This is a genomic window from Barnesiella viscericola DSM 18177, from assembly GCF_000512915.1.
GTDB classification, from domain to species: domain Bacteria; phylum Bacteroidota; class Bacteroidia; order Bacteroidales; family Barnesiellaceae; genus Barnesiella; species Barnesiella viscericola.
The window spans coordinates 849,319-872,901 of sequence record NZ_CP007034.1; the positions used below are offsets into that span (position 1 = coordinate 849,319).

Consider the following 23,583-nt stretch of genomic DNA (forward strand, 5'->3'; position numbering starts at 1 on the left):
TATGGCAAAAGAAAAAATAAGCGGAGCCGAAGCGCTCATCAGATCCTTGATTGCAGAGCAAACCGAATATATCTTCGGGTACCCCGGTGGAGCCATCATGCCGGTATTCGATGTGCTGTATGACTATCGCGACCGAATAAATCACATTCTCGTTCGCCACGAGCAGGGAGCCACCCACGCTGCCCAGGGCTATGCCCGTGTATCGGGCAAGACGGGTGTGGTGATGGTCACCTCGGGCCCGGCGGCGACCAATATCATCACCGGCCTGTCGGACGCCATGATGGACAGCACACCGCTCATCGTCATCACCGGGCAGGTGGGCTCGTCGCTCCTGGGCTCCGATGCCTTCCAGGAGACCGATGTGGTAGGTATCACCCAGCCGGTCACGAAATGGAGCTACCAGATACGCCACAGCAGCGAGATTGCCTGGGCCGTAGCCCGCGCCTTCTACATCGCCGGGACCGGCCGTCCGGGACCGGTTGTGCTCGACATCGCCAAAGATGCCCAAACGGGATTGACCGAATATGAATATCAACCCTGCCAGTTCATTCGCAGCTATAACCCCTACCCCACCGTCAAGGCCGACGAGATAGAGGCAGCTGCCCGCCTCATCAATCAGGCGCGCAAACCGTTCATACTGGCCGGCCAGGGGGTGCTTATCGCCAATGCCGAGGAGGAGCTGGTGCGCCTGGCCGAGAAGGCCGACATACCGGTGGGCTGTACCCTGTTGGGGCTCTCGGCGATACCCACCGACCACCCGCTCTACAAAGGTATGCTGGGCATGCACGGCAGCGTGGCCTCGAACATCAAGACCAACGAGTGCGACCTGCTCATCGCCATCGGCATGCGGTTTGACGACCGGGTTACGGGCGACATCACCCAATATGCCCGACAAGCCCGAATCATTCACATCGACATCGACCCCGCAGAGTTCAACAAAAACGTCAAGTGCGACGTGTCGGTACTGGGCGATGCCCGGGCCGTGCTGCAAGCGCTGCTCCCGAAGGTGGAACCGGCCCGTCACACCAAATGGCTCGAATCATTTGCTTCCTGCGAAGAGGTAGAGCGCATCAAAGTCATCGAGCCCGAGATACACCCGCAGAAACCGCTGATGAACATGGGCGAGGTGGCCCGTAAAGTGTCGGAGGCGACCGGCAACGACAGTATTCTGGTGACCGACGTGGGACAAAACCAGATGCTCTCGGCCCGCTACTACCGCTTCAAGCGTCCGCGCAGCCTCGTCACCTCGGGCGGCCTGGGCACGATGGGCTTCGGCCTGCCTGCCGCCATCGGCGCCAAGATAGGTGCACCCGACCGCACGGTCTGCTTCTTTACCGGCGACGGCGGCATACAGATGACCATACAGGAGCTGGGCACCATCATGCAGTATGGCATCGACGTGAAGATTATCATTCTCAACAACAATTTCCTGGGCATGGTGCGGCAGTGGCAAGCCCTCTTCTTCAACCACCGCTACTCCGAGACGCCCATGCTCAACCCCGACTTTACGATGGTGGCTGCCGCCTACGGAATCGATGGCGAACGGGTGGCCACCCGCGAGGAGCTCGACGGGGCCATCGAGCGCATGCTCGCCCACCGCGGCTCCTACCTGCTCGACGTGCAAATCGACCCCGACGGCATGGTATTCCCCATGACCCCTGCCGGAGCCTGTGTGACCCACATCATGCTTAACGCGACCGAAAAATATGAATAACGATATGACAGACAAGACTTTATATACCGTAACCGTTTACTCCGAGAATCAGGTGGGCCTGCTCAACCAGATTTCGATTATCTTCACCCGCCGACAGCTCAACATCGAGAGTCTGTCGGTATCGGCCTCGGCCGTCGAGGGGATACACAAGTTTACCATCACCACATACAGCGACCGCGAGACGATGGAGAAGCTGGTCAAGCAAATCGAGAAACGCATCGACGTGCTGCGGGCCTTCTTCTACACCGACGACGAAATCGTGTTCCAGGAGGTGGCCCTCTACAAGGTACCCACCGACAAACTGCTCGACGACAGTCACATCGAAGAGCTGATACGCCGGCACAATGCCCGCATCTTGGAGGTAAACCGCACCTACACGGTCATCGAGAAGTCGGGACACACCGACGAGACCCAGGCCCTCTTCGAAGAGTTGAGCCGGTATGAGGTGATGCAGTTCGTGCGGTCGGGCCGGGTAGCCATCACCAAATCGACCATCGAACATGTAAGTATCTTTATACAGGAACAACAATATCGCCAAAACCAACTATGAAAGAAAATCAAGAAATTCCCGAAGCAGGAGGCCCGCTCTACACCCACAGCTATACGGTGGAACCGGCCGAAGGGAACGCCCAACAAGAGCTACCTTTACCTCTGCTGGCCAAGCGGATTCTCGAAGTGGCCACGCTACACGCCGAGTCGTGGGGCATCGGATACAGCGACCTCATCAAGAGCCGGCAAGTGTGGGTGCTCTCGCGACTGAGCATCGAGATGACCCGCTACCCCCGCATTCACGAACGCTACACGCTCGAAACCTGGATCGAAGGGTACAACAAGCATTTCTCGTCGCGGAACTTTGCCATCTACGGCGGCGACGGTGCCCCCTGCGGTTATGCCCGCACGATATGGGTAGTCATCAATCTCGACACCCGCACCTCGGTCGACATCGGGCAAATCGAACACATCGCCCGCAACATCATCGACCACCCCTGCTCCATCGCCCGCCAGTCGCGGGTGCGCGAGGTGCACGACGATAATCCGCACACGCATCGCGTAGGGTATATCGACATCGACCTCAACCGGCATGTCAACAGTGTGAAATACATCGAGCACCTGCTCGACCTCTTCGACCTCGACCGGTATGACCGCCAACGGGTACACCGCTTCGAGATAAGCTATGCCAACGAGGCCCGCTACGGCACCCCGTTGCAACTGCTCAAAGAGGAGGAGTCGCCCGACAATTTCGCCTTGGAGATATGCGACGACCAGACGGTCTACTGCAAAGGACGTATTATTTTTGAAAACAGATAAATACCATTTCATAACCTCAAAACAGAAAAAGACATGGCAATCATGAATTTTGGCGGTGTTGACGAGAACGTAGTTACCCGCGAAGAATTTCCCTTGGAGAAGGCAAGAGAAGTACTCAAAAACGAAACTATCGCTGTCATCGGCTATGGCGTACAAGGCCCGGGACAAAGTATGAACCTGCGCGACAACGGCTTCAACGTGATTGTGGGACAGCGCAAAAATTCCAAAACATGGGACAAGGCCGTGGCCGACGGCTGGGTACCCGGTGAAACACTCTTTGAAATCGAAGAGGCCTGCCAGCGAGGCACGATTATCGAATACCTGCTCTCCGACGCCGCTCAGATAGAGGTGTGGCCGCAGGTGAAGAAGCATCTCACCGCCGGCAAGACGCTCTATTTCTCTCACGGATTTGCCATCACCTACAAGGATCGCACGGGCATCGTACCGCCGCCCGACGTCGACGTCGTGCTAGTAGCCCCCAAAGGGTCGGGCACAAGTCTGCGCCGCATGTTCCTGCAAGGACGCGGCCTCAATTCGAGTTATGCCGTATTCCAAGATGCGACCGGGCACGCCAAAGAGAAAGTACTGGCACTGGGTATCGGTGTCGGTTCGGGTTATCTGTTCGAGACCACATTCAAACGCGAGGTCTACTCCGACCTCACCGGTGAGCGCGGTACCCTCATGGGGGCTATCCAAGGCATCTTTGCGGCCCAGTACGACACGCTGCGGGCTCACGGGCACAGCCCCTCGGAGGCTTTCAACGAGACCATTGAGGAGCTCACTCAATCGCTCATGCCGCTCATCGCCGAAAACGGTATGGACTGGATGTATGCCAACTGCTCGACCACGGCCCAACGGGGTGCCCTCGACTGGTGGAAACGGTTCCGCGACGCCACCAAGCCGGTATTCGAGGAGCTGTATGAAGAGGTGGCCAAAGGCAACGAAGCCCAACGCTCAATCGACGCTAACAGCAAGGAGGGATACCGCGAAGGGTTGAACAAGGAGCTGAAAGAGTTGCGCGACAGCGAGATGTGGCAAGCCGGCGTCACGGTGCGCAAGCTGCGTCCCGAAAACAACTAATCGAGCCATAGGTTTAGTTTATATAGCAATAGGCCACTGTATCCCGACGGGATACGGTGGCCTTTTCATTTTCGTATAAGGCAATACGAACGGTCTGGCTAAAAAAGATAGCCCAGTCGCACATTGAAAGCCGGACCCACCGACACGCTGCTGAAATCGGTCGTGACCAGGTTCAGTCCCCCACCCAGTTCAAACAGCAGGTGGCGATACCACACCCGGCGAAATCCCCAGAAGGGAGTCACTACAAAACCGCCCTTGCCCTCAACCTGATGGCGATAATAGGGCGGGAAATCATATTGTAGGTTGCACGAGAGGAAGGCACCACTGTTCTTGAACGTATTCTTCCCGGCCTCGTAGCGCTTCGGGAGGTTGTAATAGTAACGGGGTTCCACCGAAAGGACGGGATAGAGCCCCACGCTCCAACGGTGCTCTCGCTCGCCCCAAAAACTGCCAGAAGACAAATATTGAATCCCCGCCTGGGTACCAACCCGGGCCACAAGCGAGAACCGGTCGCCCAACGGGCACTCATAGGCATACATCAATCCGGCCAGTTCGACCGAAACCGAATGAGTAGAGACTACCTGCTGCGCCGCAAGCGGCGAAAGGCTCAACAACGAAACAACAACACAGGCCCATTTTTTCAATCGCATGGCTATTCTATCATTTGATTCCATAGCCTTAACGAAAAAGGCAAAGGCGTCCCCTACTCGGGAGGACGCCTTTGTCTCAAAAAATATCGATACGCTTAACGGCGACGTTGCTGTTTGGCGCGTTGTTTCTGTTGCTCGCGCAAGGCAGCCTGCTGCTGGCGTTGAGCCTCTTCGAGGCGAGCCATGAAGCCGCTCTTCTTGCGGGGTTTCTTCTGGTTCTCTTTCAGCTCGGCCAATACCTTCTCTTCGTTGATGCTCTTGCGGAAGATGTAGGTTTGAATGATGGTAATCAACAGCGAGAGGAAATAGTAGTAGCTCAAACCGGCCGAATAGTTGTTGAAGAATACCAGGAACATGATGGGCATGAGGTACATCATGAACTTCATACCGGGCATCTGCTGCTGACCGGCCGTATTCTGCATGTTGATTTTGGTGTAAATCAGGTTGGTGATGGTCATCAACAAACAGAAGAGGCTGATGTGGTTACCAAAATAGGGCGTGATGAGCGGTATGTAGGTATCCCAACTTACGATGGCATCGTAGGTCGAGAGGTCTTTTACCCACAGGAACGATTCACCCCGCAGCTCAATCGACGAGGGGAAGAAGGTGAACATGGCGATGAGGATAGGCATCTGCAACAGCAGCGGCAGACAGCCTCCCATGGGATTGACCCCGGCCTTGCTGTACAGGTCCATCGTGAGCCGCTGACGCTCCATGGCATTCTCCTGCCCCGGATACTTGTCGTTAATCTCCTTGATCTGCGGAGCCAGCACCCGCATGCGGGCCTGCGACTTGTACGACTTGTAGGTGAAGGGGAAGAGCACGAGCTTGATGAATATGGTCAACAACAGAATGATGATACCGTAGTTGCTGAAGAACTTGCCCAGGAAGGTGAAGACCGGGATTACGATAAGGGTGTTGATCCAGCGGAAGAACTTGTAACCCAGCGGCACCAGTTTGTCGAGGTCGAGGGTCTGGTCGCCCGAACGGCCGTCGTCATACGACGACAACAGCGGGTACGAGTTGGGGCCCAGGAAGATATTGAACCCGGCTACCTGCGGCTCTTTCGAGTCGTAGTCGATGGTACTCTCGGCATGGAACCGTTTCAGGTATTTGCCCTCTTTGATGGTCTCGGAGGTGAAAGCACCGTCGTTGAACTTGCCATCGGCAATGAAGGCGGTCGAGAAGAACTGGTTCTTGAAACCAATCCATTTGAGACTGGTGGTTGCCTTCTCGTCGTCGTTGCCCGACTCGCTCAGGTGCTCGACGTCGTCGCCGGCAAACTTGTAGTACAGGGCACTGTTACGCTCCTCGAACATGCGACCCTGCTCCTGACGACGCATCGTCTGGTCCCAGATGAAATCCCAATAAACTACGCTGGCAGGAATCACCCGGTTCATATCCTTTTGCCAGATGTCCATCTTCAACATGTAACTGTCCTCGGGCAAGGTGTAGCGAATGCCCAGCCGGCTGCCATTGGCCAGTGTGAGGGTCATGTCGACCGTGCTGTCATTCACCACCGGCTCGAAATAGAGGTCGCGGGTATCGATTACCCGGGCATTGGTGCGCACGATAAAGCCGTAGTCGTTCTCATCGCCGGTGAAGAGAGTCACCTGCGTAGAGTCGTAGGCCATATAGTCGTTGAGCACAGCCTCGTAGAGACGGCCGCCCTTATTGGAAAATTTCAAGGTCACCTTGTTGTTGGAGAGTGTGGTAAACTCTTCGGTACCCTCGGCACAGGGAGCGAACTCGCCAAACTGAGCCACCAGCCCGGCCTGATGCAGCGAATCGACCATTTCGGGCGAAAGGGTATCGGGTTGAGCCGTAGCGACTACCTCAGCGGCTTCGGCCATGCGTTCTGCCTCGACGGCAGCAATAGAGTCGTTGTACCGGCGTTGAGCTTCCAATTGCTCGGGGGTAGGCTGCATCCACCACGAGAAGAGCAGCACAACCACTACCATCAGTACAAGACCTAAAATCGTGTTCTTATCCATTCTTCGGTTTTGAGATTACTAAAAAGATTTATTTTTTCGAGATTGCGGCTTTGATGAAATCGACGAAAATCGGATTGGGATTGAGCACGGTGCTGTTGTACTCGGGGTGATATTGTACACCTACATACCAACGCAACGAGGGAACCTCGACCACCTCGACCAGGTGGGTCTCGGGGTTTTCGCCCACACAACGCATGCCGGCCTCTTCAAAGGCCTGACGATATTCGTTGTTGAACTCAAAGCGGTGACGGTGACGCTCGCGGATATGTGTGGTGCCATAGGCTTTGGCAGCAATGGAATCCTCGGCCAGCACACAGTCGTAGGCACCCAGACGCATGGTGCCGCCCATGTTGGTGATGCTCTTCTGCTCCTCCATCAGGTCGATGACGTTGTGCTTGGTAGTCACGTCCATCTCGGTCGAGTTGGCATCGGTCAGCCCCATCACGTCGCGGGCATACTCGATGACCATGCACTGCATACCCAGGCAGATACCAAAGGTGGGCATATCGTGCTCACGGGCATATTTGAGGGCCACGAATTTGCCCTCGATACCCCGCTGTCCGAATCCCGGGGCGATAATCACACCGTCGAGTGACGAGAGCATCTCCTCGACATTACTGCTGTTCAGCTTCTCGGAGTGGATATATCGCAAATCGAGTTTGCGATCGTTGTAGGTTGCAGCCTGAAAGAGCGACTCGTTGATGGATTTATAGGCGTCGGGTAACTCGACATACTTGCCCACCAGACCGATACGAACCGTTTCGGTGGCATTTTTCATGCGGTGGAGGAAGTTCATCCACGGCTCCAAATGAGGTTCTCCATTGATGGGGAGACCCGTCTTGGTGAGGACTATCTCGTCGAGGTGTTGCTGGTGCATCTTCAAGGGCACCTCGTAGATCGAGGGCACGTCAATCGACTGGATTACGGCTGCCGGATCGACGTTACAGAAGAGGGCCACCTTCTTGCGCAGGTTCAGCGAAAGGTCATGCTCGGTGCGCAACACGAGAATATCAGGTTGAATACCCACCTCCTGCAACTGTTTCACCGAGTGCTGCGTGGGCTTGGTCTTCAACTCTTTGGCTGCGGCGATATAGGGCACATAGGTAAGGTGTATGCACACACAGTTCTTACCCAGCTCCCAACGCAACTGGCGCACGCTTTCGAGATAAGGCAACGACTCGATGTCGCCCACCGTACCGCCGATTTCAGTGATAACGAAATCGAACTGATTCTTGGAACCCAGCAACTTGATGTTACGTTTGATTTCGTCGGTAATGTGCGGAATGATTTGTACCGTTTTTCCCAAATAATCGCCACGGCGCTCCTTGTCGATGACATTCTGATAGATGCGACCGGTCGTGATGTTGTTGGCCCGGGTCGTGGGCGTATTGGTGAAACGCTCGTAGTGGCCCAGGTCCAGGTCGGCTTCATGGCCATCGACCGTCACATAACACTCTCCATGTTCATAAGGGTTCAGCGTGCCCGGGTCGATATTGATATAAGGATCGAATTTCTGAATCGTCACCTTGTATCCACGTGCCAACAGCAACCGGGCCAATGAGGCCGAAATAATACCTTTTCCTAACGACGAGGTTACACCTCCCGTAACGAATATATATTTAGTTTCCACGATAAAATATGGTTTATGTATTTACATTACAGAGCGCAAAATTAAGAAAAATAATCCACATACCGGCATAATGTATGCGGGAATATTTCTTCACAAGAGCCAAAGTCGCAGCTCTGTCTTTGCTCTCCTCATAAGACAGCAGGCTGCTCGAACGAAATAAATAAGAAAACGCTATTTTCATTTGCCTCTGCGCTTGCCATTCACTATCTTTGTTCCAAAATATCGGATAATTTCCGTCGGTTCAATTCGATATTACAAATATAATAGACACACAATAAGCCTATGAGTCCACGAATTACCGCTTTTCTCATTGGTCTACTCTCGGTAACCGCATCGTTGGCAACAGTCGTTGCTCCGGCCGACAGTACTATAATTACCACAGGAGACAGCATTGTGGCCGCCCCCTCCACCCCCGATTCGATTGCTCAACTTGCAACCGATAGCCTGGCCCTACCCCTCACGGCTCTCGACTCCATGCGCCTTCAACAGAAGGCCGACCAGAATTTACTCTCGCTCATCGAGACCGACACTACCGACCAAACCTTGCCGGTCATCAAGATGCTGCGCTTGCTCGAATATGCCGACAGCCTGAAAGCGGCCCAGGGCAACAACGAAATGCCGGTTAACCCCCTGTTTCTTCCCATCGTGTTCAAGGAACAGATGTCTACCCCGCTGCAACATATCTCCCTCCCTGACGACAATCCGTTCAAACCCAAGGAGTTAACCGTCGACGACTTGTGGCTGCAAAAGGAGACTCAGAGCGAGAAGACCCGGAACATGGCTCAGAACTACGTGATTGTCAATTACCCCAAGATGATTCGCTACAACCTCGACAATCTGCCCGAGGTTCCCAAACAATACATGATCGAAAACGACCCGGTAAAACATATCCTCTCGATTAAGGAGAAACCTTTGGTCATCAAGAACGATGTAGGAAAAGAGAATATCAAACTGAAACGGTGGATTGTCAATTTCCAGTCGTCGATACAGTTCTCGCAGGTATATGTATCGGAAAACTGGTACCAGGGTGGAACGAGCAACGTGAACCTACTGAGCGACCAGCAGTTTTCGGTCAAATACAACGACCCGAAAGAGCAACGTATCTTATTCGAGAACCTGATACAGTGGCGACTCAACATCAACAGTGCTCCCGAAGACACCTTGCGTTCGATACGCATCAGCGAGGACCTGTTCCAAATCAACTCCAAGTTTGGTCTCAAAGCCTATAACAACTGGTACTACACGGCTACGCTGAATTTCAAGACCCAGTTCTTCACCAGCTATACGGCCAACACCAACGACAAATCGGCCTCGTTCCTGTCGCCGGCCGAGTTGAACCTGGGTCTAGGTATGTCGTACCAGTACAAGAACGACAAAAAACAGTTCGAGACCTCGGTATCGCTCTCGCCACTCTCCTACAACCTGCAATTTGTGATTGACGACGACATGAACCCCTCCAACTTCGGTATCAAGTCGGGCAAGAGCATGAACCAGTACGGTTCGTCGTTCGAAGGGCGCATCAAGTGGGAGTTCTACCACAACATGGTATGGACCTGCCGGTTGTTCTACTTTACCAACTACGAGCATGTGCAGGGCGACTGGGAGAATACGTTCGATTTCATACTCAACCGCTTCTTCTCGACACGGCTCTTCGTACACCTGCGCTACGACGATGCCTTGGCTCTGAATAAAGATCTGGGGCATTTCCAGTTGAAGGAGTTGCTCAGTTTTGGATTTAATTACAAGTTCTGATGAAACCGGCGGCTTGGCTTCTCGTGTGTGCAGGTTTTCTCTTCTGCTCCTCATCGATAACCGACGACGAATGTCGCTACGACAGCAAGCCGCCCTATCGCAGTTTTATCCTTGAAAATTACAGTGAAGAGAGTGCCAAGCACTACTTCGACACGGCCCCTATCGATAACTGGGAGGGTATATGGCTCATGACCGAGAATGGCGAGCGGGTGTCGATCGAGCGATTCAAGGATGCCCGATTTTCCGAAATCTTTACGCACCGCATTGTCAAACTGGAATCGGGAGTACACGGCGAGATACCCATGGGTACCGTCATCGGCTATCTGAGCCGTGGCGTTGCCGCCAACACTTGCTTCGTGTGGCTTTATAAAAAGAGGTTGACGGGGGCCATTCTCTACAAACCCGAGCGATTTTCGGCCCGCTTGACTCCCGACCTGACCGGCATTCTGTTCTCGGGCAACAAGGCCAAGAATCTGGAAGACCTCTTCGACCCTCGTTCGGGATTTGTCAAACTATATCCCAAACAGGTATCGGAAGATACCGAGAATCGAGAAATACGTTATCTGTAATTGACGCCCCTCCCCCTTAAAATTTACGGAAAACAAAACGCTCGTTCTCGCCTCGTGTAAGAATCATTTGCGAGGAGGTGAGTTTTTCGATATGAAACACATTCACATGATCGAGCCCCATGGGTTCCAAATTAAGCTCTGCCGGCAATACGACCTGATACTGCGAAGGTTCTACCAGTGAAAACCTCAACTCATTACCCTCTTTTACAAAATTCCCGTAATAGGCGTCCGTAACATTCACTGACCGATGGACCAACTGCACCAAAATGACATCGGTCTGAAAATTATAATAAATATTATCATGAGGGGTCATTGTCTCGCCCTCCCACATTTCGATAAGTTGCCATTTACCGAAAATAGGACCTATATAACCATCGTTCTGCGTACAGGAGGTAACGGTTATCCCCAGGGTCAGGCTTAACAAGAGACCGTAAATTATTGCTTTTGCTTTCATTTTCCAATCGTTAAAATTCCACTCTTCTTGATTCCAATAGCAACGCCCCATTGATCGCCATACAATTTTCCCAAATCACCTGCCAGCGAAAGGGAGAAGGTCCAACCCGCCAACTTTGCAGGCGTATAGTGACATTCGAGCAATCCCGAGAGATCGTGCTCAGTATCGGCCAGCGGGAGTTCCAAAGAGCCCCACGAGGTGCGATACGAAGCCAACACCTTGTAACGCCACTCGGGAGAAATGTATCCCAAGGCTCCAACGTGTATTCCTCGCATGCGGTTATGCTTGTACCGCAAATAGCCATCGGTATTATATAGCGTCGACTTGGCCATGGCCGTACCGTTGGAGAGGCCAAAGTGAGTCCACCCGTTATAGAAATAGTTATTGTAGTAGTTATCGAAGCCCGTCGCTTCGGTCGTCAATATCGGATTCTCAAAATCGGTAGGGCACCAGTTCAGCGGCCCCCCCTGGTTGGTAAAATCGATATACTCAACCACCACGTTCGACAACCAGTTTTGCCGTCCGCTACGGTATTCGAGCCCCCACAAACCGTCCCAGCCGTTGAGTTTGCCCATACCCGACGCGTCATCGTAATACCACTCGAAATAACCTCTTATCGACGACTTGTCTTTGAAGGTGTACTCGGCCGACAGATTCCATTGCCCCACATGGTTGCCATAGTAATAAGCTTGATCACCCACATTGGTCGATCCGTCGCCCGATGTGGGGACCAAAACCTGCAAAAAGTCCCTGAACCGAGTGGGACTCTTGGAGGTAAGATCGTCGCGCAAAACGCCATTCTGATAAATTCTTTTGGTACCCCCAAATTGGGCAGCCAACTCGGCTCCGATAGTTACAACAAAAGGTTTGTGAGGATTGCTGCGAAACGAAATCGACTTGTGATGATACAAGGCTCCGGTAGTTATAAAGTGGTTATAATAGTTATAATGAGTCTTCAAATAATTGTTATCCATGAACTTGCCATAAGCCAAATCGCCCTTGATCTGCACCCACCCCTTGGTGAGAGGAATGTCGACAAAATCGATAAAGCCGGCACGCACCTGCGGTATGGGCCGCGCATTTCCAGACCAGATCAACCCACCGGAACTTAACTCAAAGTTAACCACCGGGTCGGTGAGTTCACGGCTCCCGGCCGAGATGAAAATCATTCGGTACTTGATGCCGGCATACAGTTGCTGAATCAAAAAGGCAGAGACTCCCGGGCGACGTTCAGTCATCTGCCCGTCGGTATAATAAGCAACCGGCGAGGTCGACGAAAGGCGCCCGATGAGGTCGACACCGAACTCGTAGGAGAAACGCTTGCTTCTGTCCAGGTCGCGCGAGAGAGCCGCCCGCAGATAACCGCTCTTGCTATGGGTTACCAGTCCGTGCTTATTGGCCGACAAATAGTAAGGAGCAAAGGTGCCGTTACCGACATTACCGGCCATCGATACGGCATAGTCCATCGAATATTGGGCAAACGAATAGGAAGAGCCACCGGTCAGCAGCATGAGAACAGTGAACAGCGCACTCTTGAATCGACAATGCATCATGTGTGGATTTTCTATAAATACAAATCATGTGGCTTGTAGGGACAACAGGAATTCCCCCGCAAGAAGCTCCCCCGGCCGGTCACAAAAGTAATATATAAAGTTCTAAGCGGCAATATTCTACTCCATATTTAACAAAAGCGGGTCGAGACATGTATCGACTACATCTCCCGACCCGACCTCTGTTGAAGGGGGTATGCTTCCCTGTGCTTAGAACGAGACACCTACCCGGAAACCGAGGTTACTGCGCCCGTCGATTTCATAGGTGAGCACTTTGCTCTTGTTGGTCGTATAGTTGTAATACATGGCCAAGTGCAACCCGTACCGGTAACTGGGACTGGGGAAAATGGTAATACCAATCTCGGGCGAGACGGCAAATCCCCACGTGTCGTGATAGAGCTCCCAGGCCTGCATGTAGGACGACATGCGGCTGTAATTGGCTCCCATCTTCAAAGTCATATAGGGCTCGAACATGCCGTCGGTAGTAAAGCGATATTTGGCCAACACACCAAAAGGCAACTGGAACAGCGAGTGTTGCTGGTCGGTCGTGAGTGCCGAGCTGGAACTCAGGGCCAGAGTCTGACGGTCGACATACTTGTTGTTGGTGTGGTAGGCAATGTAGGCACCGATGGCCATACGGGGCATCACGTAGTATCCGCCCTCAAAGTTCATACCCCACCCGCTCGCCTTGTCGGCATAGCTGTTTCCCATAGGGGCATTGAACTGCCAATCGACATTGAAATAGGTTTTTGAAACGGCTTGTGCGTTTCCGCGGGTCGGCACAACCACCATAAAAGCAGCCGCTACCACCCATAACGATATTTGTTTGATAGTTTTCATAATTCAATCTCTTTTTATTGGATATACAAAATGGGTAGTTTTATTCTTGATTGGTCAACAGATAGGGTGACTGAACAAATGCCTGGTCAATGGCCTGGATTACCAAATTGCGGTTGACCCGAGGCGAACTGCTCTGCAAGCCGGCCATATAGGTATCCCACAAGATGTTAAGCCGTTTGCTTGTACCCGTCTGGTCAGTCAGGTCGACCAACTCGGCCAGGAAAGAGTTCACGCTGTAACTGTATACCACGGGATAAGGATAGTACCAGGTGCTCCAATACGGACCCCAGTAACCGGGGCCCCAATAACCGGGATAGCCCCACCACCAGTAGCTGTTGGGATAGTCGACAAAATAGTGAACATCTTCGATATAGCTGACTTGCAAACCCAGGTCGGCCTCTTCCTTGGTATCTACCAGCAGGAAGCCGCGAGATGCCATATTCTCGGCAAAGGTTTCGAGAATATAGTTAGCCTCGTCATTAGTCCAATAGGTGGCTTTTTCGCTGTCGGTGATGAGCAAGACACTATCGGGCATGTAGTAGGTGAGATAGTTGTCGAAATTGGCCGATTTGTCGTAATCGGTAAACACCACATAATCGTCGTCCAGCTCGGAGAGGCTGGGCTCTTTCTGGCACGCAGTTATTGCTGCAACGACAAAAAGAATCGGGATTAGTTTTTTCATAATCGTTCTGTTTTTGATTGTTTTGTGATAACATGATTGTTATACCTCAAAAACAAAACAGGTGCGAGATGGTTCGGGCAGAAACCGTTTTTTTACCGTGCAGCGTCTCTTTTTACCGTAACCGACGATACACGGCATCGACCTGCGTGGCGATGTAGTCCCAATTATAGGGCGACAGGTCGTATGTAGTGCGGGTATCGCCCTCGGCCAGTTTTCGGCGGAGAGCCTCTTCGAGCGAAGTCACATCGTCCGTAGCGAAAAAATCGCTCGGAGCAAGACAGGAAAGCCGGTTGGCCGGAATATCACTGACCAGTACCGGAAGGCGATAACTCAGCGCTTCGAGCAAGACGATAGGCAGTCCCTCATGGAAAGAGGGCAACACAAAGAGCCGGGCTTGCGAAAAAAGTTCGTTCAACCTGGCTCCCCGTATGAATCCGGTGAGTACGACATCGTGCTCCCGGGCCAGCTGTTTCAGCAATGTAGAATAGTGATCCTCGTGATCGGCATCACCGGCAATCACTAGTTTGTATCCGTCGTGAGGTATGCCGGCGAAGGCTTTGATAAGCAAATCAAAACCCTTCTCCTCGACAAAACGGCCTACGGCCAGTACATATCGATGAGGCTCCAAACCCAGGGAACGAATATAGTCGTTGGTTTCGGCCACGGTAGGTATATTCACGCCATTGTAAATCAAATGTGCATTCTCACGATGATATTTTTCTCGCAAAATGTGGTCGATAACGGTCGAGATAACAATTACCTCGTTGGCAAACCGCGCCCCCATGCGTTCTCCCAAACGCAACATGGCTTTGGCAACCTTGTTCCACTTCTGCCGGTCATAGTCGGGACCGTGGTGAGTCATTACCACTTTCAACCCCAAAAGACGGGCAAAGGGGGTAAGCAACGCCGGCCCGATGGCATGGATATGCAACACGTCGGCATGTACCCGGCGAGCATACAGAATGGCCAGAAAAGTGTGTACAATGGCTTCGATGCTCTTTTTACGAGGAGCATAGATATCTTTGAGTTTCACCCCCTTATATTGTGCTATCCTATTTTGAGGAGTTACATAGCACGAGCGACGCACTACCGTGACATCGTGCCCCATGGCAGCCAGGCGGGGATAGAGTTCTTCGCAATGAGTCTCTACTCCACCCTGGATATTGGGGATTCCACGAGTACCTGTCACCACTATCTTCATCGCTACGGGCCTCCTTTCTTCGGAATTAGGGGCGGTTGAGATTGCCTTGCCGGGGGTCTTGACCTACATCATACCATTTCTTGTCTATGCAGACCGGTTTACCCACAAGCATACGCATCTTGTTTTTGAGAATCCACCCCATGGGGTGACGCACATACGAGAGCTTCTTCATGACCGGTGAGACGGTTCCTACCATCCAGCAGTTCTTGGGACAGGTACGCACCAGTTCGCGCACGTGCTGAGCCTGCTCGCTGTTCCAAATCTCGGCAAAAGTATTGGCCTTCCGGATATTGCCCATGCTCTCTTTCCAATACTTGGCTTCCAACCCGTTGCAGGGATAAACCTCGCCATAGGGATCGATAAAGCAGTTCATGAGGCCAGCCTCACATGGCAACAGACGACGATTACCCTCGATGTAATTGATAAGCCCCATGTTGAAGAAAGCACGAGCCCACGACTTGGGGTGTTTCTCCCGCATCTGCATGTCTATCAACTTGGCAAAATTGGCACATACGGTATCGCGGTTAGTAATGACATTGTCGTCCTTATGGAAATAATAAGAGTTGTGAAAAGCAGCTGTGGCAAACTCCATGTCGAGTGCCTTGGAAAGATGATATAACGATAGCATATCCTCGGAATTGTTGTTCGATACGGTAATTCCGAAGCCAATGTCCTTCACCCCCATCTCTCGCAAAGTCAGCAGTGTGCGAAGGCCCTTGTCAAAACCTCCGGGACGTCCTCGCAACTCATCGTTCTTTTGGGAAAGGCCCTCGATGCTGATGCGAATTCCTATCTTGGGAAACTTTTTGGCGAGTTCTATCACCCGCGTTTCAAACCAACCCGATGTGGAAATGACAACTCGTGGCGCTTTGCGAAAAGCGACTTCCACAATCTTATCCAAATCTTCCCGAATAAAAGGCTCACCACCGGTAATGTTGATGAATTTTACTTTTGGTAAAATTCCCAACTCCTCGGGTTGAATCTCCAGCTTGGGGTCAGTAGGATTTTTCCATATATTGCACATTTTACACTGCATGGGGCAGCGATATGTGGTGATAATACTTATATCAGTGAGTGCGAGATTTTTCATATTTTTTCACAAATGTTTTGCAAAGATATATTTTTTCCCTTTGCTCAACAAATTTTATCTTCTATTCCATATACTTTTTTCAAAGCCTCCCAATAACGTCCCTCGGAAAAACGGCTTTGAGCTCGTTGCGAAATAGCGACCCGGTCAATATTCGACGCAGTCATCATCGCTGTAATCGCCTCGGCCAACTCCTCTTTGTCCCCCAAAGAGAACAGGCAACCGTCTCCTTCACGAATTAACTCGGGGATACCTCCAACCTCAGAACCAATAACAGGTGTACCCATACAAAGCGACTCAATGACACTTAACGGATTGTTTTCATACCACACCGAGGGTATAACCATAGCTTTCGCCCGGCTTACCAACCAGACAATCTCTTGCGAAGAAAGATGGCCCAAGAAATGAATCTTCCCCGAAGCATATTTCACACACAGTTCATCAGACAAAGGGCCATCTCCAGCTATATAAAGTTGATAGGGTAACGATTGTGCGGCTTCAAGCAACAGACGTATCCCTTTCTCTTCGGAAAGACGCCCCACATAGCAATAATAGGGCTCCGAATCAGGCTCATCACTCTTAATTGATTGAAGTGCCACCAACTTATCCTCTTCTATAAAATTGCATATTACCTCTAACTTGGAATAATCGAACCCGCAAGCTCGCATCTTTTGAGCCATGAAGGAACTGGGACAGACGAAGGTGTCGACCCAACGTTGCAATTTCGATTTATTCCACCACAAAGCTTCTCCATAGGCCAAAGCGCTGGCCAACAAACTACCTTTCATACACTTACGCCGCAGCACTTGGGTAAGGTCGGTAAAGCAGGCTTCACAAATTTCTCCTTGATACAAACAGCTATACGAGGGACATAACAGTTTATAGTCGTGCAAAGTCCACACCGTGCGACAGCCGAACTCCTTTGCCAGTTTAACAATGATAGGAGAAAGATAGGAGTGTATATTATGAAAGTGGACGATATGCGGACGAAAATCATCGAGCATTCGCTGGAACGAACGGACAATATCTCCCGTCCCAAACAGTCGCTCTGTCGCCTTCAACTTACCCATTACCCCCTCGGAAAACGATACCTCCGAGGCAAAATAGCGGGAAGTCTTACAGGGCAGATTCTGAGGATAGGACATGGAGTAGATAGCTACCTCATACCCCAAACGGCGCAATAAAGACTCAAGATTGATCACGCAGATGCAATCTCCTCCACGCGGGTAGTAAAATTTGTTGACAAGTAAAATTCGTAGTTGTTCTTTCATGAATATCGTTCAGGTTACTTAAATATTCGAGACGTAAATTTGTTCTTCACCCACACCCATCTATAAAGCCAAATGGGAATGATTAACCCCGTCCCTATTATAAATAACGAAGAAAGTATAAATTCTAGTATATTTTCACCAAACGATATATATGTTAAAATTGCCTTCCCACCTCCCATAACCCAGGTGTGAAAAAGATAGATAGTCATCGACATGACTCCAAACCGATTAAATATCAAGGCCATTTTGTGATTATATCGAGTGATTCTCTGTGACAGAGAAACAACCATATAACTCCCGGTAACCCCCATAATGACTGTAAGCGACAAGGTAAAAAATCCATGCGGCAATAGGTATATACGATTGAAAGAGATACGGTTAATACAGTCCAGAGGAACAGATGCCGATTCATGAGTCGCTCCAACCAGACTTTGCGAGCCGTCCACATGCCTACAACGAAAAAGATAAGATTCCGACAGACCAAATTAATGCAACAATATGAGGGAGCCGTGTTCCAAAAGGCTATTCCCAAAGCGATAAGAGAAAGCACCATCAGCCGTTTGCCCGGTTTAAAAAACGGAACAATACAAAAGACAAGAAATAAGACATATACAAACCACAAGAAATAGCCCGCCTCGGGCAAATAAAACACACGATACAGCGTATCAAGTGTCACCGGGTGATCTACCTGCAAGTAGTTGTCCAAACCTATTTTGACTCCTATAATTACCCATGAAAGAATAAAATAGGGCAACATCAGACGCTGGAATTTATTCCACACAAAAGCCCCATAAGACTCTTTTCGAGTCGAACTCTCGTAAAAGAACCCAGCAATCAAGAAAAACAGCGGCATGTGAAAGTGATAGATAAAGCGAGTGAATACAATACTACTTGGGAGCATTGACCGAATATAGTGACCAATAACCATCAAAACGATACCTATCCCCTTAGCTATATCGAATGCGATATCTCGTCTCTTTTCCATTATAGAACTTTTTCTATTTCTTTCGCGAAGCCTCCTCAAACGATTCAATAATACGCCCCGCCACGGCATCAACCGTAATCAACGAAGCATAATGTTTACAATTCTCCACATAAAAGTCGTTCTGCTCTATTACCCGAGCCATATCCACTTCATTCCAACCATCACGAGCAATACCCAACTGGTTCTCTTCTACCTCATTGCTATTAAATGGTACTTTATTTGTAATTACCGGTGTCGACAAAGAAATCGACTCCATAAGCGATAACATATTATTTTCACGAAAAGAATCAAACAGCGAAGCCTTTGACTCCCGATAATATCGGAATAATTCTTCATGAGATAACTTTCCCAGCAAAATAATTTGCTGTTGTCTACCCATCTCCGCAATCTGCCGGGTATAATCGTCACGCAACACTCCGTCACCCGCAATATACAGCACATAGTTGCCATATTGCGGATAGTTCGACAAGAAAGCATCAAACTTGGCCATAATCGACCCGATATTCTTACGCGGAATCAACTGACCTACCGTCAGGAACTGCGGTTTCTTCACACCATTGTCGGCCGAAGCAGGAACCAACTTTACCCCATGACCAATAGGCTCGCCTACCCGAGGCATATATTGCTTAATAAATCGCTGCGACACATACGACCGGGGTATCACCCAAACTTTACGCATAAAAAGTCGTGCCACCACATTATACCACACCCGAGAAGGGATTTTCTTCATCTTACGATTATGCGAACCCAACTCCTGCCAGATCGCCGTCTTTCCCGGAAAGATACGTGCAGCCATTAAAGACGAGACCGAAAAAGTTTCACTGGTCAACACCATGTCGACACACTGCCGACGACTCTTCAAAAAATGCCACAGCCCGGGCATAAAGGGTATCAGACTCGGTTTGAAGAGCCGGGACCACCGAGTTTCCAGAAAAACAACCTCAAACTCATATTTCTCCCTCTGTTTGGGGGCATAATCCCGAGCAGCCACAAGTGTAACTGTGTGCCCAGCCCGATAGTAGGCTAAGCACAAATCATAAATCATCGTATCTTTGATGGTCTTCACCCGAGGGATAACCCCCTTTTCGGGCGTAAAAAGTATGGGATTAATGACAATGATTCTCATAGCAACTTACTTATCGCCCCAACAATTTATACTTGATATATCGGTTCATTTTGATAAGAATATAGCGTAGCCTCGGAAAACGGATCAAAAATTGTAAAACTCTAATCTTAAAAGGGTATTCTGTCGTATCATATTTAATTACTTGCCTTACCCAATTGTCAGTTTTATCTATTTCCTTCACATAAAAGGCCAATCGTTCAATTTCAAGGATATGGAAACGCCGCTCATTTGCTGCATATAGCCCCCGTTCTTTTAGATTGGTTTTAAGCATTTCGAAATAAGGCTTCCACAAATCCTGTCGACTAGTCAACGAACCTCGCATCGATAATGAATCCGACACACAATAATAATTATACACAATGTCATTTATGATTCCTGCTCTATGCACATACTTAGACAACTTAATATTAACCAGCACATCAGCAGTAGGATATTTTATATCTCCACCCAAGAATACATCGTCATGCCAAAGAGATCTTTTACTAAAACTACTACTCAGACATATCGATTTCAGATCCATTAGATACGCAGCTAATTCATCACCCGAGATTATCCCTGAAAATGGGTGAAAAACCGGAAATTCTCTTTGAGGCTTAATCCTTCTGTATGCACCAAAAACAATATCTAGCTGATTTTCAACACAATATGTATAAAGTTTTTCTATCGCATCTTGAGGGAACGAATCATCAGCATCAATAAAAGTAATATATTGCGATGTGGCAACTTCAACGCCTGTACGACGAGCACCTACATCACCCTTATTCTTTTGATGAATAACCCGTATACGCTTATCTCGTATAGCATATTCATCAGCTATTATACCCGATTTATCAGTCGACTCATCATCGACCAATATAATCTCAATATCCTGAAATGTTTGAGTAAGAATACTATCTACGCAACGTTTCAAATACTCTTCCTTATTATATACCGGAATTATAACCGAAACCGCTCTTTCATCCATATTCTATTATTTAGCTCGTTTATTACAAAAATATATATTACCATCAAATTTACCCATTAAATTATTATCTATTTTCACATACAGCGAACATTCTATTTTCTGTATATTTTAGAAAAAGCCATAACTTTCAGTTGACTCTTTACATACCCAGGCATTACTACCCATAGAACAATCATTAATGCCCAAACATAGACTATTTGAAAATAAATACTTATGACTTCATAATAAATTATTCCAGCGACAATACACCCGCCCAACGGAATCATGCCTGCATAAGGTATTTTCACTTGGAAGAACCGACGTGAATCAACAATACGATACAGGAATAGAAACAAATAGGTAAAAATCGAGGAAACCACAATTCCCCAAATGCCCCACTGCTGTACCAGCAGGTAATTAAGCAACAAATTCAACCCAGTCGACAAAATAATCCCGGGCAGATTTCGTGCCGTCTCCTTGGAGCACTGATACCCCATATCAAAAAATGAGGTCAATGAGAAGAATATGACCGATATTCCCATTGGAAACAAATATTGAGCACTGTCCTGGAAATTTTCATCGACCAACCAAACGTAATTCCATTTAATCACAAAGATTAGTAAAATCACAAAGGCCGAAAAGATATACATCTGAGCATATAATACCGACGAAAAAAAACGATTCTTATCTTGAGATCCATATTGTTTTATGGATGTCTCCTGCCAAGCCTGATAGATAATCAACGAGAATGTCTCAAATATTGAGACAAACTTCATGGCCACAGCATAAATTCCATTAGACTCAAGCCCCAAATAATGATTGATAAACAATCGGTTTGAGCTCCCCAATAACCAATAACACAAGGCATTAGGCAAAAGAGGTAACGAGTATCTAATCATCTCCTGATTAATCTGAGGATCTGAGGAATTGTATCGAAAATACTTTTTCAAGATTCTAAGCTTGCATTCGATAATACACATCGAAAAAAAACGAGATAAGATATTAGCGTAAAAGATACCCAGCACTCCGCAATCTAAATTTATGATAAACAAGCAACTGAAAACTATGGTTAAGAGCGACGTCAAAATGCCGATATAGACAAAATAAACATTTCTGCCAAGCCCTCGAATAACTTGAATATAAATTTCATAAAACATGAATACAACGGTCAAGGCGACAATCCAGGGGAGGAACCGTATCTCGAAAAAGAAGAGACAAAAAAGGCCTATAATAAAAGCGACAAGTGTCGCCCTCAGCAAGAACCGACAAGTAAATGATATAATATCTTTTCTTGTTCTATCATCTTCGTTACCAAGCAAAAAGCGGAAAACTCCATCTCGTAACTGAAATGAAAGGATTCCAATACCTAAGAATGAAATATTCAAAGCAATATCATAATAGCCAAAATCGTCAGGAGCAATAAAATAGGTATACAAAGGGACCAACAGGAAGGTAATAAGCTTAGAGCCTAAGTTTCCCACAGCATAGATAAAGATATCATTTATAAATTTGTTCCCCCTATTCATTTTTATATCGAATTGTTTGCAACTCTTTCTTATTTATTTCGGCTATTTCCCTCACCACAAATCCCAAGAGTATCATTACCATAATACCGGGGCCTTGCAAAAATACACTCCCCGCTACCGACTCTATGGCAATGAACACGATAATCAGCAGCCCTATTTTATGGAGTTGAATAGCATCAGAATTTACCGTTTTGGGCTTGATTTTCCGATACACCCATACCCAAAAGTAGACAAATAAAATAATCCCTACAATACCAAACTGCACCAACTCGGGGAAGAATGTATCGGAGACAAAAGGACAGTCCCCCTCCTCCAATCCCCAAATCTTGTCAATATCATATAGAGAATATAATAGGGAATACCCCACCTGTCCCGAAGAGAATGTTGCATAAGAGGCCAATCCCGACCCAAAGATGAAATGATCCATCAAAACCAAGGGAGCTTGTGCATACAAAGCAGCCCGAGCAAATGAGTAGTCCATCTCATCGGCATCCAACAAGAAACCCGAAGACAAGAAATAGTAGTCGATTTTACCCCAAGCTACATACAACATGGCACAGAAAACGAATACTATTGTGAGCCACTGTTTTAATTTCATCCGAACCAAGATACCCGGTTTATACCAGAAAAAGATATATACGGCCACCACAAAAAAACCGTAGAACTTGGAGCGGGTACTGAAAAAACCTACTACAAGCATAAGTATCATGATAATCTTGTCGCGACGAGTCAGATTTTGGTAGGAACAATAGTAATATATCAAGAACAACAGGATACTGATAATGCCGAAATAGGCCACATGAAAGAAAAACACCGTACCATAACCCGATAAAATAATAGTTAACATGATAATGCTAAGCGCTATGCATAACCTCTTCAAAAACAACTTCTGCGAATCATTGAATCTCACCCTCATGGAATAGGCGGCATAAAAGGCAATAAAAGGTTTTAACTGTATGAAAAAATCATACATGATGGCCTTGGAGGTGTTGTAATGGACAAAGAAAAGAGAATAGAGCATATAAAAGGTCATAATCCCCACAACGGCAAATAGACCTTTGTATTGCCGATGATTCCTGTTACCTAAAATGTCCAAAACACACAAGGCTGCCAGCAGCAAAGTGATGAGTTCATCAGAGCTTTTAAACCACATCAATAGATAGGTATAAACGCCCACAATGAGCATCAAGATGAATAACCCATAGAATATTTTATTCAGAG

General features: G+C 48.7%; 21 protein-coding genes. 6 read left to right on the forward strand and 15 right to left on the reverse strand.

Going from position 1 to position 23,583, the window contains the following annotated elements; translation table 11 throughout:
* Nucleotide 1: 1 nt before the first annotated feature.
* Genes ilvB through ilvC form a run of 4 tightly spaced genes read left to right on the forward strand, consistent with a single transcriptional unit; the run spans nucleotide 2 to nucleotide 4,102 of the window.
* Nucleotides 2-1,714 carry a biosynthetic-type acetolactate synthase large subunit gene (gene ilvB, locus BARVI_RS03365; RefSeq protein WP_025277871.1) on the forward strand — a complete coding sequence of 571 codons (1,713 nt, stop codon included), beginning with the start codon at nucleotides 2-4 and terminating at the stop codon, nucleotides 1,712-1,714.
* Nucleotides 1,715-1,718: 4 nt separating this feature from the next.
* Entirely contained in the window at nucleotides 1,719-2,264 is a 546-nt protein-coding gene (gene ilvN, locus BARVI_RS03370; protein ID WP_025277872.1) for an acetolactate synthase small subunit, read from the forward strand.
* Nucleotides 2,261-3,022, forward strand: coding sequence for an acyl-[acyl-carrier-protein] thioesterase (locus tag BARVI_RS03375; RefSeq protein WP_025277873.1), 762 nt, complete (start codon nucleotides 2,261-2,263; stop codon nucleotides 3,020-3,022). The genes ilvN and BARVI_RS03375 overlap by 4 nt, the downstream gene beginning before the upstream one ends.
* Before the next feature lie 33 nt (nucleotides 3,023-3,055).
* Nucleotides 3,056-4,102 (forward strand): ketol-acid reductoisomerase, encoded by a 1,047-nt coding sequence (ilvC, locus tag BARVI_RS03380; protein ID WP_025277874.1) that lies wholly within the window; start codon nucleotides 3,056-3,058, stop codon nucleotides 4,100-4,102.
* Between the two features lie 98 nt (nucleotides 4,103-4,200).
* On the opposite strand, the gene BARVI_RS03385 is transcribed toward ilvC, so the two are convergent.
* The 3 genes from BARVI_RS03385 to BARVI_RS03395 all read right to left on the reverse strand — a co-directional run bounded on the left by BARVI_RS03385 (nucleotide 4,201) and on the right by BARVI_RS03395 (nucleotide 8,379).
* Complete coding sequence (locus BARVI_RS03385) at nucleotides 4,201-4,776, reverse strand: hypothetical protein (protein ID WP_157232513.1); 576 nt, start codon at nucleotides 4,774-4,776, stop codon at nucleotides 4,201-4,203.
* Nucleotides 4,777-4,847: 71 nt separating this feature from the next.
* The gene (gene yidC, locus BARVI_RS03390; protein ID WP_025277876.1) at nucleotides 4,848-6,746 is read right to left on the reverse strand and encodes a membrane protein insertase YidC; all 1,899 of its coding nucleotides are present in this window, start codon (nucleotides 6,744-6,746) and stop codon (nucleotides 4,848-4,850) included.
* Nucleotides 6,747-6,774: 28 nt separating this feature from the next.
* On the reverse strand, nucleotides 6,775-8,379 hold the full coding sequence (locus BARVI_RS03395; protein ID WP_025277877.1) for a CTP synthase: 1,605 nt from the start codon (nucleotides 8,377-8,379) through the stop codon (nucleotides 6,775-6,777).
* Between the two features lie 279 nt (nucleotides 8,380-8,658).
* Between BARVI_RS03395 and BARVI_RS03400 the strand changes: the two genes are divergently transcribed.
* The gene (locus tag BARVI_RS03400; protein ID WP_084546971.1) at nucleotides 8,659-10,128 is read left to right on the forward strand and encodes a DUF3078 domain-containing protein; all 1,470 of its coding nucleotides are present in this window, start codon (nucleotides 8,659-8,661) and stop codon (nucleotides 10,126-10,128) included.
* Complete coding sequence (locus BARVI_RS03405; protein WP_025277879.1) at nucleotides 10,128-10,697, forward strand: hypothetical protein; 570 nt, start codon at nucleotides 10,128-10,130, stop codon at nucleotides 10,695-10,697. The genes BARVI_RS03400 and BARVI_RS03405 overlap by 1 nt, the downstream gene beginning before the upstream one ends.
* A gap of 16 nt (nucleotides 10,698-10,713) precedes the next feature.
* Here BARVI_RS03405 and BARVI_RS03410 read toward each other — a convergent pair whose 3' ends face one another.
* The 12 genes from BARVI_RS03410 to BARVI_RS03470 all read right to left on the reverse strand — a co-directional run bounded on the left by BARVI_RS03410 (nucleotide 10,714) and on the right by BARVI_RS03470 (nucleotide 23,515).
* Nucleotides 10,714-11,151: a lipocalin-like domain-containing protein gene (locus tag BARVI_RS03410; protein WP_025277880.1), complete on the reverse strand. Its 438-nt coding sequence runs from the start codon at nucleotides 11,149-11,151 to the stop codon at nucleotides 10,714-10,716.
* Nucleotides 11,148-12,704 carry a capsule assembly Wzi family protein gene (locus BARVI_RS03415; protein ID WP_025277881.1) on the reverse strand — a complete coding sequence of 519 codons (1,557 nt, stop codon included), beginning with the start codon at nucleotides 12,702-12,704 and terminating at the stop codon, nucleotides 11,148-11,150. Before BARVI_RS03415 ends, BARVI_RS03410 begins: the two co-directional genes overlap by 4 nt.
* A gap of 207 nt (nucleotides 12,705-12,911) precedes the next feature.
* A complete protein-coding gene (locus tag BARVI_RS03420) occupies nucleotides 12,912-13,541 on the reverse strand; it encodes an outer membrane beta-barrel protein (protein WP_025277882.1) in 630 nt (209 codons plus the stop codon).
* Between the two features lie 40 nt (nucleotides 13,542-13,581).
* Nucleotides 13,582-14,223 carry a DUF4136 domain-containing protein gene (locus BARVI_RS03425; RefSeq protein WP_025277883.1) on the reverse strand — a complete coding sequence of 214 codons (642 nt, stop codon included), beginning with the start codon at nucleotides 14,221-14,223 and terminating at the stop codon, nucleotides 13,582-13,584.
* Between the two features lie 112 nt (nucleotides 14,224-14,335).
* Entirely contained in the window at nucleotides 14,336-15,424 is a 1,089-nt protein-coding gene (locus BARVI_RS03430; RefSeq protein ID WP_025277884.1) for a glycosyltransferase family 4 protein, read from the reverse strand.
* A 25-nt stretch (nucleotides 15,425-15,449) separates the two neighbouring features.
* Nucleotides 15,450-16,514 carry a radical SAM protein gene (locus BARVI_RS03435; protein WP_025277885.1) on the reverse strand — a complete coding sequence of 355 codons (1,065 nt, stop codon included), beginning with the start codon at nucleotides 16,512-16,514 and terminating at the stop codon, nucleotides 15,450-15,452.
* A gap of 44 nt (nucleotides 16,515-16,558) precedes the next feature.
* Complete coding sequence (locus BARVI_RS03440; RefSeq protein ID WP_025277886.1) at nucleotides 16,559-17,782, reverse strand: glycosyltransferase; 1,224 nt, start codon at nucleotides 17,780-17,782, stop codon at nucleotides 16,559-16,561.
* A 235-nt stretch (nucleotides 17,783-18,017) separates the two neighbouring features.
* Entirely contained in the window at nucleotides 18,018-18,767 is a 750-nt protein-coding gene (locus BARVI_RS03450) for an acyltransferase family protein (protein WP_025277888.1), read from the reverse strand.
* 13 nt (nucleotides 18,768-18,780) lie between these two features.
* Complete coding sequence (locus BARVI_RS03455; RefSeq protein ID WP_025277889.1) at nucleotides 18,781-19,893, reverse strand: glycosyltransferase family 4 protein; 1,113 nt, start codon at nucleotides 19,891-19,893, stop codon at nucleotides 18,781-18,783.
* A gap of 10 nt (nucleotides 19,894-19,903) precedes the next feature.
* Nucleotides 19,904-20,857 carry a glycosyltransferase family 2 protein gene (locus tag BARVI_RS12885; protein ID WP_025277890.1) on the reverse strand — a complete coding sequence of 318 codons (954 nt, stop codon included), beginning with the start codon at nucleotides 20,855-20,857 and terminating at the stop codon, nucleotides 19,904-19,906.
* A 92-nt stretch (nucleotides 20,858-20,949) separates the two neighbouring features.
* Nucleotides 20,950-22,362, reverse strand: a complete 1,413-nt coding sequence (locus tag BARVI_RS03465; RefSeq protein WP_025277891.1) for a lipopolysaccharide biosynthesis protein — start codon at nucleotides 22,360-22,362, stop codon at nucleotides 20,950-20,952.
* Nucleotides 22,355-23,515, reverse strand: a complete 1,161-nt coding sequence (locus BARVI_RS03470; RefSeq protein WP_157232517.1) for a hypothetical protein — start codon at nucleotides 23,513-23,515, stop codon at nucleotides 22,355-22,357. The genes BARVI_RS03465 and BARVI_RS03470 overlap by 8 nt, the downstream gene beginning before the upstream one ends.
* Nucleotides 23,516-23,583: the final 68 nt, after the last annotated feature.